Source organism: Acinetobacter sp. 24-47-39 (assembly GCF_056783825.1).
Genome location: NZ_JBWYIP010000004.1, coordinates 38,701 through 55,732, shown reverse-complemented (window position 1 = coordinate 55,732; position 17,032 = coordinate 38,701). Strand labels below are relative to the sequence as shown.

Genomic DNA, 17,032 nt, shown 5'->3' with positions numbered 1-17,032 from the left:
AAAGCGCCCCTAATTGAGCTAAATTTAAGGCGTAACTTGGGTAAGTGGTCAACCTAATTCCGTAAATCTGTTGAGGACTGCTACACGTGCATGAACCTCATTGACTTGGCTATCAAAGCTCCTTGCACTGAGTTTATCTCCTAATAATTTGATGCAGTGCATTTTAGTCTCAACCAAACTTCGGCGATGATAGCCTGACCATTTTTGCCATAGTGTCCTACCTAAACGTTTAACTGTTCGAAGCAATTCATTTCGCTCTAGCGAGCTGCTCTTTGTATCTCTCCATGGTTTCGCATTTTTTCTAGGTAGAATCACCGCATGCGCTTGCCGATCTGCAATGGCCTGACGGCATTGCTTGGTGTGATAAGCTCCATCGGTATAAACAGAGTCAATCTGCTCATCTTGTGGAATCTGATCAAGATCAAGTAAATCACCTAGTACCTGTGAATCACTGATATTATAGGTTGTGAGCTGAATAGCTCGTATTTGAAGAGTTTCAGCATCTATAGCAATATGTAGCTTACGCCATTGGCGACGATATTCAGGTCCATGTTTCTTGCGTTTCCATTCGCCCTCACCTAGAAACTTCAAGCCTGTAGAGTCCATGAGTAGATGCAGCCCATAGCTACTTTTTTGGTAGCTGATTGCAATATCAATATACTTTTGTCTTCTACAAAGCGTACTGTAATCTGGCGCTGTCCAATTTAATCCGCAAAGTTTAATCAGACTTTGCACAAAGCCAGTGACCATACGTAAAGACAGACGAAATAAGGATTTAATTATTAAGCAGCATTGGATGGCTGCGTCGGAATAGGTTTGATTTCGTCCTTGTTTGCCTTTTGATAGAGCATACCATTGCGTAGTAGGATCAAACCAAATGGCAATATTTCCACGATTAATGAGTGCTCGGTTATATGCGGGCCAATTGGTTGTGCGGTAGATTTTATGTGTAGGCTTCTTCATTTGAAAATTATATGGCTGAAGAAGCCCTTAAGAATAGCTTTCTGCAACAAAGCCTCTCCTTAGTAGTTTGTTAAATTTATGTTTTTTAATGTAAATATGATTGTTAAGATTAATTATTTTCTAAGAATCTAGATGGCTGGTGACCACATTTTCACTTTAATCATTAACTTTTATTCTTAAAAATTGATTTTAATAGATCCAAAATAATTACTACCAAATTGGGAGACATTCAATCAAGAAACATGTGATTTGACGCGCTTTTTCTTAACCTAGTAATGTATGTTTTACTTACTGCCTAAAAAATAAAATATGTATACTACTGGTAACCTCCTAAAAATTACAAAATCTAACATACTATATAGTTTTACTAAACAAATCATCACTTTAGAACATTCATGTGGCATAACTGAAAAACAAGACTTAGTTTTAAATTTATTTGTAAAATTATAAATATACGACAAAAAAACATTTTTAATAAACAATTTTCAATAAAATTTTGAAATGTGTGAATCAATCTACAATATTGACAAAATTATCTGCCTACAATAATTTAGAGCAAATACTCTATTTTTTGGAAAAAAAATGCCTATAAAAAAAATTGGTAGCTTTGAATGGATGCAATCAACAAATGGACATCTCAATACTAAGGAAAAAATTAAACTTTTAAATTCAATCCTTTTACCTAGTATGCTTGGTGTAATGAAAGCTCAACTTCATATTGGGAGTTCAAAAAGCAATATAAATTTAGAAGATATAAAAGTTCCTGATACTAAGATTATCGTTGAAGCAACAAATGAGCTGAATGAGAAAGCTCCTAGTACTCTTATCAATCACTCATGGAGAACCTATTTTTGGGGTGCTGCGATAGGTCTTCAAGATCAACGAAAATATGACCCAGAAGTTTTATTATTAGCCTCTTTGTATCATGACATTGGCCTTACGGATACACATAAAAAATCAAAAGGTTGTAAATGTTTTACATATGAAAGCTCAACGCAATTTGAAAAGAGAGCGATGATCTTAAATTACGATAAAAACAAAATCAAAACTGTCAAAGATGCCATATGCATGCATATGAATGGCTATATATCTGAAGATAATGAATCAGAAGTAATTCTTCTTCAACAAGGTGCATCTTGTGATGTTGTTGGTGATAAATTTTTCACCTTACCCAAGGACTATAGATCAGAACTTCTAGAGAAGTATCCACGTCTAAGATTTAACTCAGAATTCAAAAAATTATTAGCAGAAGAGCGAAAAACTGTTAAAAGCTCGCGAACAAAATTCTTATCGCAGTTAGGTCTACCAATGATGATTTCAATGAATCCATTTGGAGAATAAAGCCATGAATCAAACTTTTCTATTTAATAATAAGTTCCCTGTTATAGTAAAAAAATTCGAAGCAGCTAAATCAACATCTGAAAATATAACTTTTATATTATTGCCAGCAATTGGTGTACCAATTAAAAAGTATCAAAATTTTATAGATGAATTAAATACCTATGGATTTAATGTAGTAGCTGCAGATTATCCTTGTTGTGGAGAAAATCAACCTCACATTGAAAGAGGCAAGGACTACGGATACGCAGATTTAGTAGAGGGTTTTGTGCCCCAGTTAATTAGTTCTGCTAATACAAAAAATATTATCTTACTTGGACACAGCCTTGGTGGCCATTTAGCAACTTTATATTCAATCGATAAAAAAATACCTGTTATAGGAATTGCAACAGGTAACATCCATTATAAAAATTGGGATGGTCTGGGCAAGTTCACTATTCTGAAAGCTGTGGGCTTATTCAAAATTCTAACAAATTTATATGGTTATCTACCAGGTTATAAAATTGGATTTGGAGTTAAAGAGGCTAAGACTTTAATTAAAGATTGGTGCCACACTGCTATTACAGGTAATTATAGCTACTATTTAAAAACTTCTAGTTTATCCGAAGCTAAGGCTTATTTTATTAACATTAAAGGTGATGATTTTGCTCCACTGCGGTCAACAAAAAAACTAGCCGAAATGTTCGATAATCACTCAGTCGAAAGTATTGAGTTAGAAGAAAATATTAAAGGAAATAAACATAGTATTTGGCTTAAAGACCCAAAAAAAATAGTGAATATAATTCAAAAAAATATTGGTGAGTTATGTTAAAAAAAATTCATTTCCTTAAAAAAGAGAGTTGTTATCTTTTTTTTATCACAATAATTTTAACAATAATTTTATTTAATCAAATAAATATTATTTATTATATGGTCTTTTTTTTATTGATTGATTTAATTGGATATATACCAGGAAGAATATGGAATTTATTTAAGGGTGACGAAAATACCGCAAAAATATTCTATAAACTTTATAATTTATGTCACAGCTTTGTCACTATAACAATTATAAGTCTAATCTGGCTATATTTCGTCAAAAATGATTATAGTTTTATAGCTCTATATACGCATTTATTTCTTGATAGAGGTTTACTTGGTAATTTTCCAAAAGAAGAAAAAGATACTTTTAAAACCCCAACAATTAATCTAACGGATTGAGTTACTATGAATTTATCTGGTTTTTTATTAGAAGCTACAAATACAGAAGCAAAAGTTAAAAGTAATATTTTGAATGATTGGTTCACCATCAAAAGTAATGAACATAAGATAGACACTTTTAAAGAAGATATTCAATTCAATAACAATTATTTAGAAGAATCACTAAAACAAGAGCTTAGCTTTAAATCATTAACAGAGTATTATGCTTCTAAAGCAATTCTAGATATTGTAAAAATTGCACCCTCATTAAAAGAGTATGACTTTTTAAACACTCTACTAATTGATGAAACTCATCATAGTTATCTTTTTAGAACCTATCTTAAAGACAATGGTCTATTAACCCTTACAAACCCTTTAGAGGAGATGGCTGAAGTACTAAACCATTCTCATCAACAAGTTGTGATTCCTTTTCAGGATTTTATTAAAAAGTGGGTGGTTGATAAAAATGATTTTTATGCGGGTATTAGCATTATTACAATTATTTTAGAAGGTATCCTTGCGCCAACAGCAGAATTAAGTGAAGTTAAATGGCTTCCATTTTATAAAAAAGCATCTGAAATTCAAAGATATGCAAATATTGATGAGATTAGGCATCTGACAATATGTGCAGAAATTCTTAAATCAAAAGTAAACACTAATCCAGAAATTAAAAATAGTCTCCAAGAATGCATTCATGAAGGCTTGAATATCTGGAATAACTCTAATATTCAAAATATTATTTTGCAAAGAGAATCTCTTTATCAGCAAGGGATAGAAGAAAATAAACACTTAATCGAAGATTATTATTTAATTGATGGAGTATTGCTTAAAGATACAAGCTCTGAGATGCGTCTTGAAATTTCCAACTCAATGGTTTATCAAATGCAAAAATCAAGACTTGATTATATAGGGATCCAACTTGATGATTAAAAATAAATTAATTAATATAACTTCTACTCATATTATCCATTTATATTTAAACAGTACTTTGATAATTATTGGTAATATTTTAGATAAAGCGAGTAAAGAAAACTATGCACTTCAAGAACAGCTTGAAGACTTCAGAGATGGGGCTAAAATTTTATTTAAAATTAATTATCTAAAAAATGGATTTATCGTTTTACAAGTCAGGAATAATTCTCTTCATCTTATTAAAGAAGTTGAGAAATCTATAACAGAATATGACTTGGCAATCGTAGTTAAACATCCTGTTCTGGCATTTAAAATATTAACTCTCCAAGAGAGCAATACAGTAGCTGTGGCAAATAATAGATTTTTAACAAGCGGTGATGCTTCATTAGCTATACGTTTTATCAATTGTCTAGAAATCGTTGAAGCCAACCTATTACCTTCATTTATTGCTAAGAACATTGTTGCTAAGCATGAGCATATTCCATTAAGTAAAAAAATTAATTTTATAACTAATTTACTAATCTGAGATATAAATAATGTTTAATAACTATGAATTTTTTAGCCCTGTAAGAATACTATCTGGAATAGAAACACTTAAACGCTTACCAGATATCATCCATAAGCTTGAAGGATCTAGTGTTTTCATCATGACAGATAAAGGAATCTCAGCAGCGAACGCTCATGAGCCTGTAATAAATGTATTAAATGAAAATAATATTCCATTTGTTTTATTCGATGATATTCCACCTGATGGTAGTGTTGATGCAGTCTACAATGCACGCGAACTTTATAATAAGCATAGCTGTAATTTGATCATTGCAATTGGCGGCGGATCTGTAATTGACACTTCTAAGGCATTAAATATTACAGTCACTTTACCGGGTGATCTCGAAAAATACCAAGGAGTAAATAATCTTCCTCATAGATTAAAACCTTCTATCATCATTCCCACAACTGCAGGTACCGGTTCAGAAGTTACTGCTGTTGCAGTAGTTGCAGATAAACATAAGAAGCTAATTTTTAACTCACGATATTTAATGGCTGATTATGCCCTACTTGATCCACTAATGACGCTAAACTTACCGTTGTATATTACAGCAATGACAGCAATGGATGCTTTAACACATTGCATTGAGGGATATACTTGCAACGGTAGAAATCCGATTTCATCAGAACTTGCTTTCTCAGCAATTAAAAAGATATTACTTAATCTACCTATTGTGATGAAAGACTCTCAGAACCTTCAGTCAAGATTGGCTCTAGCAGAAGCATCTACTATGGCAGGAATGGCATTTTCTAATTCAATGGTTGGCTTAACACATTCTTTAGCACACGCATTAGGTGTTAATTTTAAAGTTCCTCATGGCTTATGCTGCAGTATCTTTCTACCACATGTCTTAGAATTTAATAAAAATTACATTTTAGATGAATTAAGTGAACTCTCTTTACTTTTTTTAACAGAAAATGAGTATAAATCCAGCAGTAAAAAGGTTCGTGCGGAACTCTTAATAAAGAAACTTAATCAATTAAAAGAAAGCTTAGAAGAGATTTCTAAACTTCCCTCTAAGCTGAGATCAACCAATAAAGTGGTAATGGATGATTTTAATTTTATTGCAAAAAAAGCTTTGGTCGATGGTTCCATAATTTATAACCCAGTAAAACCTACAAAGGATGAAGTTATTGAAATCTTGGAAAAAGCATGGTGAGATGAATGAATATAATACAAGGAAATAATTCTGAAGACATAGTAGTTAAAGATAAAGATAGTTTAAAAGCATATCTGCAAAACAATAAACTACTATCGGTTTCTTTAACTACTAAGGCAAACGAGTCACAAAAATCATTAAAGTCCCTTTCTGATCTTATTCGTAAAAATGCAGCACTAGACCCAAGTTTGGGAATAGCATTGACGATGCATCACCATATTGTTCTAGTTCTAGCTAAATATCCTGAGATTTTCAGAAACTCAGCTCAAATTTTGAAAGAAGTTCATCAAAATGAAGCATTAGTTGCCTCAGCATTTGCAGAAGGAAATGCTGGCGTAGATGTCTTTAATCCATCTTCTGAAATTACTAACACTAATAACTTTTTTATCTTAAATGGTCAAAAGAAGCCTTGTACTTTATCAAGTATCTCTGATTTTTATGTTTTATCAACAGCATTAGATAATAAACTGAAATTAATTAACTTACCATCTAAAAGAGAGGGAATTTCAGTACAATCTTTTTGGAACTTAGATATTTTCAAATATTGTGACAACCAAGCAGTAATATTTGAAAACGTAAGTTTACGAGAAGAAGAGCTTTCCATTCTCCAAGATGATGAATTGTCATTATGTTTAATTTATGGCTTATCTTTGTTTAATTATTTTGCAGTAAGTTCATATATTGGCATAGCTGAAGAATTAATGAATATTATTCCCCAAAATCTAACTAATATCCCTCATATAAAAATTAGATTAGTTGAATTCAACAATATTAATACCACCATTTTATCTCAAATAAATAAAATATGTTCTGAAAATACTCTTACCGAACAGAGCTTAAGTGAAGTTCTAAATTTAAGATACATAATAGAAAAAAACTTGGATAACATTAAAACTTTTGTGCTTCAAAACATTGGTGGAATAACAGTAATGAAAAATCCATTAATTTTAAAATTAGTTAATCATATCGAAATGCTAAAATATCATCCAACAGGTAAATTTCAATTTTATAATCAATTTGTTTAAAAGAGAAAAAAAATGTATAAGATTAATGAATATCGGCAAAATCTTCTAAATAAATTTAAAATTAGCCTTAGTCCTCAATCCGCTAAAGATAATATTTTTTATTTGCCTAATGGTAAGATCGCTTATGATTATTTAGCACAATACGGGGCTGTACCTTTTGGACATAATCCAGACTTTCTAAAAGAAGCTATCCAAAATTATTTTTCTTCTAACCAAGCTAACTTCATACAACCTAATATTCATCCAAAAGTTGAGGAATTTGCTACAGCTTTAATTGAGTCGGTTAACTCCAATCATTATTCAAGATGTATAACTACTAATAGCGGAGCTGAAACAGTTGAGGCTGCACTGAAACTGGCTCGTATTAAAACTGGTAGGCGTAAGGTACTTGGTATTTTTAAAGGTTTCCATGGTAAAACATTTGCAGCCTTATCTGCAAGCGGATCAAATCGCTTCAAAATGCCTTATATTCATGACAGTGATAATTACGAATATGTGAATTTAAATGATATACATACTCTGATTAGCAAACTAAGTACAAAAGAATTTGCTGCTTTCATTGTTGAACCAGTACTAGGTGAAGGAGGAATGATTCCAGCTTCATGTGAGTTTTTAAGACTGGCAGTCGAACTTTGTGAGCAACATGGGACAATGTCGATTTTTGATGAAATTCAAACTGGCTTAGGACGGTTAGGTGATTTCTGTGCAGCAAAAAAATATAAAATATTTCCAGATTGTATTTTATTTTCAAAGGCGTTAGGAGGTGGAATTGTACCTATTGGTGCTGTAATTTATAAAGAACAGTTCTATGATTTTAACTTTGATAAAAAACATAGCTCCACATTTGCTAATAACTCCCTTTCAGCAACAATTGCTCTAAATGTGATTAATTATTTGAATAATCCTGAGAACAATATATATAAAAATGTGAATAATTTAAGTAAGTATTTAGATGAGTGTATAGAAAACATTACTGATCAATATTCAGATATTATTAAATTTACTGGTAAGGGTTTAATGCGCGCCTTTGAATTTTACAATAAAAATGCTCAACAAAATATATTAGTTAATTTCTGTCAAAACAATGGTAGTTTAGCTTATATTATTTGTGGTTTTCTTTTAAAAAATCATAACATATTTGTAATGCCTTTATTGTCTCAACCATGCTCAATTCGATTTGAACCTCCATTAAATATTAATTATAATGATATTGATCGTTTTATTCATGCTTTAGAAGAAATTTGCATAATAATTAATAATGGGCGTTACGATTTACTTTTCGGAAATTTAATAGATATAAATAAAGATTCTTTACCAGATTTGAGTATCTCATTTCCAGTTTCATATGTAGAGGACTCTAAAATAGCTGAAATTTACTATAAAAATGAAGATAAAAATTTAAATGCCGGTAAAACTTTTGCTTTCTTCATTCATGCTACTTCCGCTGAAGATCTAGTAAATACATTCCCTTATTCAATTAAACAAAATTTTAATGATGAACAACTTCGGCAACTTGCGGATGAAATTCTAGATATTGCTCGCATCGATTACAGCCCTGATGTAGGCGCTTTTTTTACTGTATACAACGATCAGACATATGCAAATGGAATGTTTATCTTTTCCCCACTTAGTCCAAAAGATATGATGCGACTTAATGAAAAAGAGAAACTAGAACTAATGCTTGAATACCTGCAAGTGGCTGAAGAAAATGGTGCCGAGTTGGTAGGGTTAGGCGCATACACATCTGTAATCGCTAATGGTGGAACTAGCATCTTACCTTATACCAATAACCTTACAGTTACTAATGGGAATTCACTTACTGCTCTTTCTACAGTAGAGAGCCTATTTTCACTAATAGAAGATAAAAATGTAGAAAATGCATACGCGGTTATTGTGGGAGCAAGAGGATCAGTAGGAAAAATAGCTGTTTCAGGAGTGGCCCACAAATATGGCAATTTAATATTGGTAGGTCGGCCAGGAAGTGAATTAAAAATCCAGCAAGAAATTATTCCTTATTTAATACAGAGCTGTCTAACTACAGATTATGAAATTTCAAAAAATTCCTTTTTTGATAAATTAAGTTCTTATCTAAACATTACTGATTATAAGACGATCAATTTTCATAAGTTAGTTGATGATATTTCTAAGTTAGGAGTTTCTGTGGAAGTCGATTATCAAATTGCTTTCTCGAAAGCAGATGCAGTCATTTCAGCTACAAGTGAAGGTAAGGGTTTCCTGAATACTAAATATCTCAAAAAATCTGCTTTAGTATTTGATGCTGCCAGACCGTTTGACTTCGTAAATGATGAAGACTTCAAAATCTATGAGGGAGGTCTAGTTAGACAACCTAACGAAGTGTTTTATAGCGACTGTAATATGGTAAAAGCCCCGCCTGGAATTAATTTAGCTTGTTTATCAGAAACTATTGCCTTGGCATTAGATAATACAAAAGAACACCAAAGTATTGGAAAAAGTATAGATTTCAAAAAAGCAAGCAGTATCTTAAATATATCAAAAAAACAAGGCTTTAAGTCAGTCAATTACAACTTAAAATAAGAGTTAAATATGTTTTCTATTAGATCCTTACATACTAATGAACTAATTGATACAGAACTTCTAAATCTTTGCGGAAGTTCAGTATCACCCCTGCTTTTTGAAAAAAATCTTACGTGGTTTATATCTGATAAATCTGCTATAGCCTTTTTTCAATACAAAAATACTTTGATCAGTCTAGGGGGAATTTTAGCAAGCACAAATGATAAAGAACAAACACTTAAGAACTTCTTAAAATACTGTAAAGACAAGAAATACCAATACCTTTTTTTACATTTCCCTAAAGAGGATATTCCATTCTTTGAAAGAAACTCATTATTGATCAATCAATTAGGAGCATCTTATACAATTGATATTAAAAAATATTCACTCGAAGGAAAGAAGTTCCAACAACTACGTAATAAAATTAATAGAGCTAAGAAAAGTGGTGTTTCAGTAGAAAGAATTGATGACCAAGTTAATTTTGAAATTCTTAAACCGAGGCTTAAAGAGATCAATAAATCTTGGTTAAAAGATAAAAAAACTAAACATTTAACCAATTTGGTTACTGATTTCGAAGCATTAAATTTAGATTCTGGACTTCATAAACTCTATATAGCTAATAAGGAAAATGAGGTCATAGCATATATTATATATAGTAAAAATTTTGGTAAGTTTAAGGGATGGTTTCATAACATTACACGTAAGGCCCCAGGTACTCAAGATGGAGTAATGCAGCTAATCAATCAAAAAGCACTCAATGAATTAGAGGATTTAGATTATCTGAATTTTGGGTTTACACCTTTGGTGGAACTACAGCCTAATTTGAACTTTAATTCTTCTCCTACTTTTCATAAGATAATGAGATTTATGGAAAGTAAAGGTGGTGTTGTCTATCCCGCTCGTTCACAACGGCAATATAAAATGAGCTGGCGACCACAAATAATTGATTATGAATATATTGCATTTCCTCAAGGGAAAGCTATCAAATCTCTTTTAACTCTACTACGCTCAACGAATAGTATATGATCACTTTTACAAAAATTTAATGATGAAAGATTATTAAAAAAAACTCAATAGTTAATATCTTTGCATAAATTAGATTGATTATCCCCTATAGATTTTCATAAAATTTATATCTGTAAAGTGGACTGCCACCACTCTCCTAGACAAATATCATCTATTCTTTTTGCATAGGAGAGAACATTATGAGTGGACAACGATACACCCCAGAGTTTAAAGATGAAGCTGTTAAATTGATTACTGAACGCGGATATTCTGTCACTGATGTCGCAGAACGTTTAGGCGTATCACAACACAGCATTTATAAATGGCCAAAGGCAGTGCAACCTTTACGCAACAGCCCTGATGAACATGAATTGCTCGAGGCAAAGAAAGAAATCCTTCGCCTTAAAAGTCAGCTTAAACAGACTGAAGAGGAACGGGAAATCTTAAATAAGGCCGCAAGGTACTTTGCAAGCCTGCCCGAGTAAAGTATCAGTTTATTCTGGAATACAGCCATCAATTTAAGATTAAAACGATGTGTCGAGTTCTTAAGATTGCTCGTGCTGGCTATTATGCTTGGCTACATGAACCCGAATCAGGCAGAACAATTGAAGATAGACGGTTATTACAACTAATCCGTTCTTCTTATGATGCCAGTTATGGCATCTATGGTTATCGTCGCATTACGCTGGATCTTAAAGAGCTAGGTGAAAGCTGTGGACCTAATCGTGTGTTGAAGATCATGAAAGACAATGGCATTACCGCTGTTCGAGGATATAAGAAGCATAAAAGTTATGGTCGTGGTCGTCCTCAGATTGTGCCACCTAACCATTTAAATCGAGAGTTTGTTGTAAACACACCTGATACCTCGTGGGTAACTGATATTACCTACATACGCACCTGGCAAGGCTGGTTATATCTGGCGGTGGTTCTCGATTTATATTCAAGGAAAGTCATCGGTTGGTCAATGAAACCTGCGCTTGCCAAGGATATCGTTTTAGATGCACTTCTTATGGCGGTATGGCGACGCAAACCGAATGAACCTGTGATCATACACTCAGACCAAGGCTCACAATACAGCAGTGGAGACTGGCAGAAATTCTGTCAGAAGCATAATTTAGTTCCAAGTATGAGTCGTCGTGGAAACTGTTGGGACAATGCTGTTGCGAAACCTTTTTTAGCAGCTTAAAGAAGGAAAGAATTAAAAAGAGGATCTATAAAACACGAGAAATAGCGCGTGCAGATGTGTTTGATTATATCGAGATGTTTTACAATCGAATCAGGCGTCATTCGCACCTCGACGGAATGAGCCCAGAAGCATTCGAGGCAGCTTCAAAATGAGGCTGTCTCGTGTCTAGGATACTGGGAGCAGTCCACTACGTGGCGGACGATTCTTGAAGCAGTAGGCTCTGACACACCATAACTCGTTGCGACATGAAACAATGTTCGATATTCACGCCAATAATTTAAGCACAGAAGGATTTGATCTTCTACACTTAACTTAGATGGTCTACCTTTAGCAGGTACAAGCATTTTTAGCTGTTCAGCCATTAAATCAAAGGTTGACCATGAGATGCCTGTATATCGCTTAAACTGTGTTTCAGAAAGCTTCTTTGAGTCGATGTATTTCATTCGCAAATTATGCATGAATATTTAAAATTATTCGGTACAAATAGTCAGCAAGGGATAGATCGTTTTTTGATTTATGAAAGAGATCTAATATTTTTTGATAATTGTATATTATCCATACATCTCTCTACAAACAAAAATTAAAACCACTAATACATTTTTGAATAGTAAAAATCATAAATTGATTTTAATCAATTTCATTTTATAGCGATATCTGTACGATATAGGTTACATTCAAGTTTATAAAAAAACCACTTAGCCAACAGAAAGTTTATAATCCTATTTTTCAAAAACCTAAATCTCATCAAAGAGATAACTTACCATGAATTTACTTAAACTTTAATAAAAATTTTATACCTTGATTTTTATAGTTTTTTCGATCAGAAATTAACTTATCTTTTTTTTAGGGAAGTGTTTTGAAAAACTTCCCAATCTAAAAGCTATTCCTTTTTCACATCAAGTAAAGGTTCTTTTTTTTTATTTTTATCAAAACTTTGTTCTTTAGCTTGCATAAAACCAAAAATATTTAATGAAAAAAATAGAAATATTGAAAATATAGTAGCAACTATATCCTTATCACTAGTTTTTTTTAAATCAACGTTAATTATTTTTAAGGCAGAATAAAAATAACTACCAAATAAAATTATTGGAAAATTTAACCACACTAGCATCGCTACTTTACCTGTTAAATTTGCTGTAAGGATTAAACCCACTATTTCAAAGCAAGTAAAATAAATTGTTAAGATTATTAAATATACTTGATTTTCTATATCTTCAGAAACTATCCCTTTTAAACCTTTAAATACATAAAGCGTAAGGACTACAAATAACAATAAAACGAACAATAAATAAAAAACAGCATAATCTATAACACAAGTATTACTCTTCAACTCTATTACACATTTTTCAGAAACTAATCTTATTACATAAAAAACTGCATAATAGCAAACAACAAATAAAGATATTAATGTTGCCTGTCTCAGTATTACATCAGTCAAATCTATTTTTTCAGTCATTCAATTCACTATTTTTAAATTATTTTACGGCTTTAAACGAGGTCTCAATGCTGTTCTAATATCAGAAAGTTGTACACCTTCTGACTGTAACTGGCTCCTAACAGCATTAAATACATCTTCTATTTGATTAGGATCGCTAATAGTTACAATGATACTGAATGGTATAGGCTCTTTGATCACATAATCTGCTCTAGTTAATGGCTCTACTACCAAACGACACTGTGAAGATTGTCCAACACCTTCAATAAATACGTCATTTAATTGTTTGATTGGCCACCATTTAGCTCCTTGTGCAATTCTTTCTTTTTCTAAGCCACTATCTGCTTTTTCATTTCTAATCATTCCACGATAAGAAATTTTTCCAGTGTTTTTATCAATTTTAGCTTGTCTTAGCCATGTGTTTATATTGACTAAGACGAATTCAGCGCCATTTTCTCTTTCGATTGGAGGGCGATACACTGTTGTAATTTTCACACTACCTTGACATTTACCTTCTGGAGTAACTAGGCAAGATGGCCATGCAAAATCAAAAACCATTTGCTGTCTATGACCTATTTCACCATTAAACACCATTGTAATTTCATGATTATTTAACAATAGTGATGAACTTGCATTTTGAGGTAATCCAACCCCAACATAATCTTTTGCTACTCTTTTTAAATTCTTCGTTTGTAATATTTGCGGTACTTCAGAATTATGTAATAACAATCCACTCAAAGCCTCTCTAGGCACTTTCCCCTCAATTGCAAAATCTAGTGCTGCAAGAGTTTTTGCTACTAACGGTGCAGCATAACTAGTACCGCAACCTTGACATAAATTACCGTCAGGACTTATCGAATAAAGACCATGTGATTTTGCTAATCCTCCCCCCACATGTGCAATATCAGGCTTTGCTCCATATGATGGACCAGGTCCTTTTCTAGTATACTGAGCTGGTTTTATATTACCTGTCATTGAGCTTGGATCTAACGCTCCTACTGTAATAGAACGTAGACTATCTGCTGGTTGAAAAATTCTATCTTTTCCTGAGTGTCTATACTCTGCAAGCATTTGCAAAGCATCTTTATCAGTTGATGGCCACGGTTTTCTTACAGTATTTTGATCTAAATTGCCTGCTGGCAATACAAAAATAACATCATATTTATCGCATATCTGGTCTATTGTATTTGCAAATAAACTATAGCGAGTATCCTCAACTAAAGTTTCAACAGACAAGCTCATATTAAAAATACGAACTCCTTGTGAAACTGCTTCTGCTATTTCAATTTCAAGCTGCTCAAGAAAGTCAATAAACCCATTTGGGTAGTAATATGAAAATTTCTTTTCATCTGGATATATCCCCAAATCATAAAACTTACATTCACTTTCTTCTAATTCAGGTAAGGGATTTAACTTTTTCCCAGCACTTACAAGCCCTGCAATGAATGTACCGTGATCAGTTTTCTTCATGTTTGGAAATACAAAATCAGAACTTCCAATACTCCATGAATTTAAGGCAGCAATGTCAGCAACACCAGAATCAATAATTCCAACCACAGGATAATTTTTACCTGCTTGAGGTAAATTCAGAGTACAAACAGATTCATTAACTGTGGATTCATTAGATGCTTGTAAAATTGGTGGAAGAAAGATAGATCTGACAATTTGTGAATTATCTAAAAAGGCAAGTAATGACTCATGATCTTCAAGTGTTGCTCCATTTGGGCGATTCATTTTAATTACAAAAAAAGTGTTAGAAAGCCAATCCTTATTCACTTCTATTACAGAAATTGGGATATCTAATGCATTTAAGCTAGCTTTAAATTTTCTCAATAGCTTTAAAGACTGACTCTTCTGCTTGTCATTAACAGTTTGTGAAACAAAATCAGCTGAATAGAACGTCTCTATATAATAAGCTCCGCCTGTTCTAGCATCACTTAACCAATTCCAAGCTTGCTCTGTCGTAAAATTTCTTCGCTCTTGGGTTGAATAAGCTCTAATTGTAGTAATTGCACCAACCTCACTCCTTTGAGCACTCGGTTTAGCAACTGTTTTACCCTTTTTATCCTTTACCCAATTTGTTTTTTCTTCAGCAGCGATTACAGCTAATTCAGCTGTTTGGAGATCTTCTTCAGATAATTCAACAATTAACCGTCCGAGTTCATTACCACCAATAGATCGTACTTTTTTTAAAGGAAAAAGTTTATCTGTTGGTTTATGACTTTTAGCCCAAGCAGCTGATTGTAATTCAACAGTAGCGTATATAACCTCATTATCTTTGAGCATTTTACTACTTCTAAGATATTGAATTTCTTCGATCAAATTTTGTTTATGAGTCTTAAAATCTTCATCACGCCCAGCATAAAAATCCTTATTTCCTCCACCTGGTGGCTTATTATTGGCCACCACATAGTTTTGTGTATTTAGGACAATTTGTACTGGGTTATTACTCATATTCTTATCCTTCTAAAGCTACGATATCTTTGTTGGAATTTAACATTTTGCTAATTTTAGGTTGTGTTACACCAAATAATTGAGCTATTTTCATTTGTGAAAAACCTAACTCAGTATCATGGTTCAACACTTGAGCTAATTCTTCAGGTGAACTTAATACCTTTTGCTTTCGCTCATTGCTATTTGTATTCGCATTCAAACGCAAATATTCTTTAATTGTTTCTAAAAAATGAAATTCTTTATCTAGAATGGCAATTTTTCTTTGAATAAAAAATGCCAATTTTTCAATATCCGATCCACTATAACCTTTTGATAACCATACTAAAAAATCTAATTGGACATCAGTTATTTTAATTAAATCATTAAAATGATTCTGCAACATTGTACGTCGTGCTAAAGCTACAGGTTTTGGAATTTCAATTCTTAAATCAAATCTACGCCAAATAGCTGAATCTAAAAGTAATTCATGATTAGTAATCGCAATTGTAAAACCAATCTTGCTTCTTTCATCAAGACATTGAAGTAAGGTATTTACAACCCTCTTTAGCTCACCAAGTTCATTTGGATCATCACGCAACTTAGCAATTGCATCAAACTCATCTAACAACAAAATACATTTATACCTATTTGCAAAAGCAAAAAGATTTGCAATATTTCGCGCAGTTGTACCTAAAAAAGATGAAAGTAACCCATCGAGGCGAGCCACAATAATTGGTAATCCTAATGTTTCACCGATATGATGTGCTAACAATGTTTTACCAGTACCTGGTGCTCCAAAGAGCATTAAAGATAATGCAGGCTCAATTCCCTTGCTCTTTAATTTATCGACATGTTTCCATTCATCCAAAATATTATTGATACTTAAAGCTAATCCACTTTCGAAAATTGGCAAAGTTATAGGATTAGCGCTAGGAAAAATAATTTCGGCTAATGATGCGCTTGTTTCTCTATCAACAGGAGCCTTCACTGTTGGAATCAATTGCTCACCTGTTAAGGCATTTGATGACAGAACAACTCTGCTCGGCAAAATTTCTATATTCTTTTTTTTAGCTTGTAAAAGCTTTTTTAATCCAGCAACTTGATCCACCTCTTCATCTTTCTCCAAAGCTTTTATCAACCTTTCAACATGACCTGATATGGCTGGATTTTCGACTTGTAGTGCTGCTCGGCATATAGCGACAACAATTGAGTAATGTTGCATGTTCCACCTAATTGCTTTCTATTCCAAAAAATAAAAAACTATAACTAATTTTAATTATTATATAACAAAATATCAGACAAATATTCATTTTTAAAT

The 17,032-nt window shown here is 32.5% G+C and carries 13 protein-coding genes and 1 pseudogene; 9 read left to right on the top strand and 5 right to left on the bottom strand.

What is annotated here, in order from left to right; all coding sequences use genetic code 11:
- Window positions 1-48 precede the first annotated feature (48 nt).
- Window positions 49-963, bottom strand: a complete 915-nt coding sequence (locus AC1M9C_RS05345; protein ID WP_481953347.1) for an IS5 family transposase — start codon at window positions 961-963, stop codon at window positions 49-51.
- A gap of 582 nt (window positions 964-1,545) precedes the next feature.
- Between AC1M9C_RS05345 and AC1M9C_RS05340 the strand changes: the two genes are divergently transcribed.
- The 9 genes and pseudogenes from AC1M9C_RS05340 (at window position 1,546) to AC1M9C_RS05300 (ending at window position 11,998) form a co-directional block, all read left to right on the top strand.
- Window positions 1,546-2,304 carry an HD domain-containing protein gene (locus tag AC1M9C_RS05340; RefSeq protein ID WP_481953346.1) on the top strand — a complete coding sequence of 253 codons (759 nt, stop codon included), beginning with the start codon at window positions 1,546-1,548 and terminating at the stop codon, window positions 2,302-2,304.
- A 4-nt stretch (window positions 2,305-2,308) separates the two neighbouring features.
- Window positions 2,309-3,112, top strand: coding sequence for an alpha/beta fold hydrolase (locus AC1M9C_RS05335; protein ID WP_481953345.1), 804 nt, complete (start codon window positions 2,309-2,311; stop codon window positions 3,110-3,112).
- 392 nt (window positions 3,113-3,504) lie between these two features.
- Window positions 3,505-4,407 carry a hypothetical protein gene (locus tag AC1M9C_RS05330; protein ID WP_481953344.1) on the top strand — a complete coding sequence of 301 codons (903 nt, stop codon included), beginning with the start codon at window positions 3,505-3,507 and terminating at the stop codon, window positions 4,405-4,407.
- Window positions 4,400-4,915, top strand: a complete 516-nt coding sequence (locus tag AC1M9C_RS05325; RefSeq protein WP_481953343.1) for a hypothetical protein — start codon at window positions 4,400-4,402, stop codon at window positions 4,913-4,915. The genes AC1M9C_RS05330 and AC1M9C_RS05325 overlap by 8 nt, the downstream gene beginning before the upstream one ends.
- A 10-nt stretch (window positions 4,916-4,925) precedes the next feature.
- Window positions 4,926-6,095 (top strand): iron-containing alcohol dehydrogenase, encoded by a 1,170-nt coding sequence (locus tag AC1M9C_RS05320; protein WP_481953342.1) that lies wholly within the window; start codon window positions 4,926-4,928, stop codon window positions 6,093-6,095.
- A gap of 5 nt (window positions 6,096-6,100) precedes the next feature.
- Complete coding sequence (locus AC1M9C_RS05315; RefSeq protein WP_481953341.1) at window positions 6,101-7,120, top strand: acyl-CoA dehydrogenase family protein; 1,020 nt, start codon at window positions 6,101-6,103, stop codon at window positions 7,118-7,120.
- A 12-nt stretch (window positions 7,121-7,132) separates the two neighbouring features.
- A complete protein-coding gene (locus tag AC1M9C_RS05310) occupies window positions 7,133-9,676 on the top strand; it encodes an aminotransferase class III-fold pyridoxal phosphate-dependent enzyme (protein WP_481953340.1) in 2,544 nt (847 codons plus the stop codon).
- 9 nt (window positions 9,677-9,685) lie between these two features.
- A complete protein-coding gene (locus AC1M9C_RS05305) occupies window positions 9,686-10,681 on the top strand; it encodes a phosphatidylglycerol lysyltransferase domain-containing protein (protein ID WP_481953339.1) in 996 nt (331 codons plus the stop codon).
- 179 nt (window positions 10,682-10,860) lie between these two features.
- Window positions 10,861-11,998: pseudogene (locus tag AC1M9C_RS05300) on the top strand (IS3 family transposase).
- On the opposite strand, the gene AC1M9C_RS05295 reads toward AC1M9C_RS05300, so the two are convergent.
- The 4 genes from AC1M9C_RS05295 to AC1M9C_RS05280 all read right to left on the bottom strand — a co-directional run bounded on the left by AC1M9C_RS05295 (window position 11,990) and on the right by AC1M9C_RS05280 (window position 16,936).
- Window positions 11,990-12,289: a helix-turn-helix domain-containing protein gene (locus AC1M9C_RS05295; protein ID WP_481953338.1), complete on the bottom strand. Its 300-nt coding sequence runs from the start codon at window positions 12,287-12,289 to the stop codon at window positions 11,990-11,992. The pseudogene AC1M9C_RS05300 and the gene AC1M9C_RS05295 overlap by 9 nt on opposite strands.
- A 437-nt stretch (window positions 12,290-12,726) precedes the next feature.
- Window positions 12,727-13,302: a hypothetical protein gene (locus AC1M9C_RS05290; protein ID WP_481953337.1), complete on the bottom strand. Its 576-nt coding sequence runs from the start codon at window positions 13,300-13,302 to the stop codon at window positions 12,727-12,729.
- A gap of 24 nt (window positions 13,303-13,326) precedes the next feature.
- The gene (locus tag AC1M9C_RS05285) at window positions 13,327-15,735 is read right to left on the bottom strand and encodes a S8 family peptidase (RefSeq protein ID WP_481953336.1); all 2,409 of its coding nucleotides are present in this window, start codon (window positions 15,733-15,735) and stop codon (window positions 13,327-13,329) included.
- A 4-nt stretch (window positions 15,736-15,739) separates the two neighbouring features.
- Complete coding sequence (locus tag AC1M9C_RS05280; protein WP_481953335.1) at window positions 15,740-16,936, bottom strand: AAA family ATPase; 1,197 nt, start codon at window positions 16,934-16,936, stop codon at window positions 15,740-15,742.
- Between the last annotated feature and the right edge of the window lie 96 nt (window positions 16,937-17,032).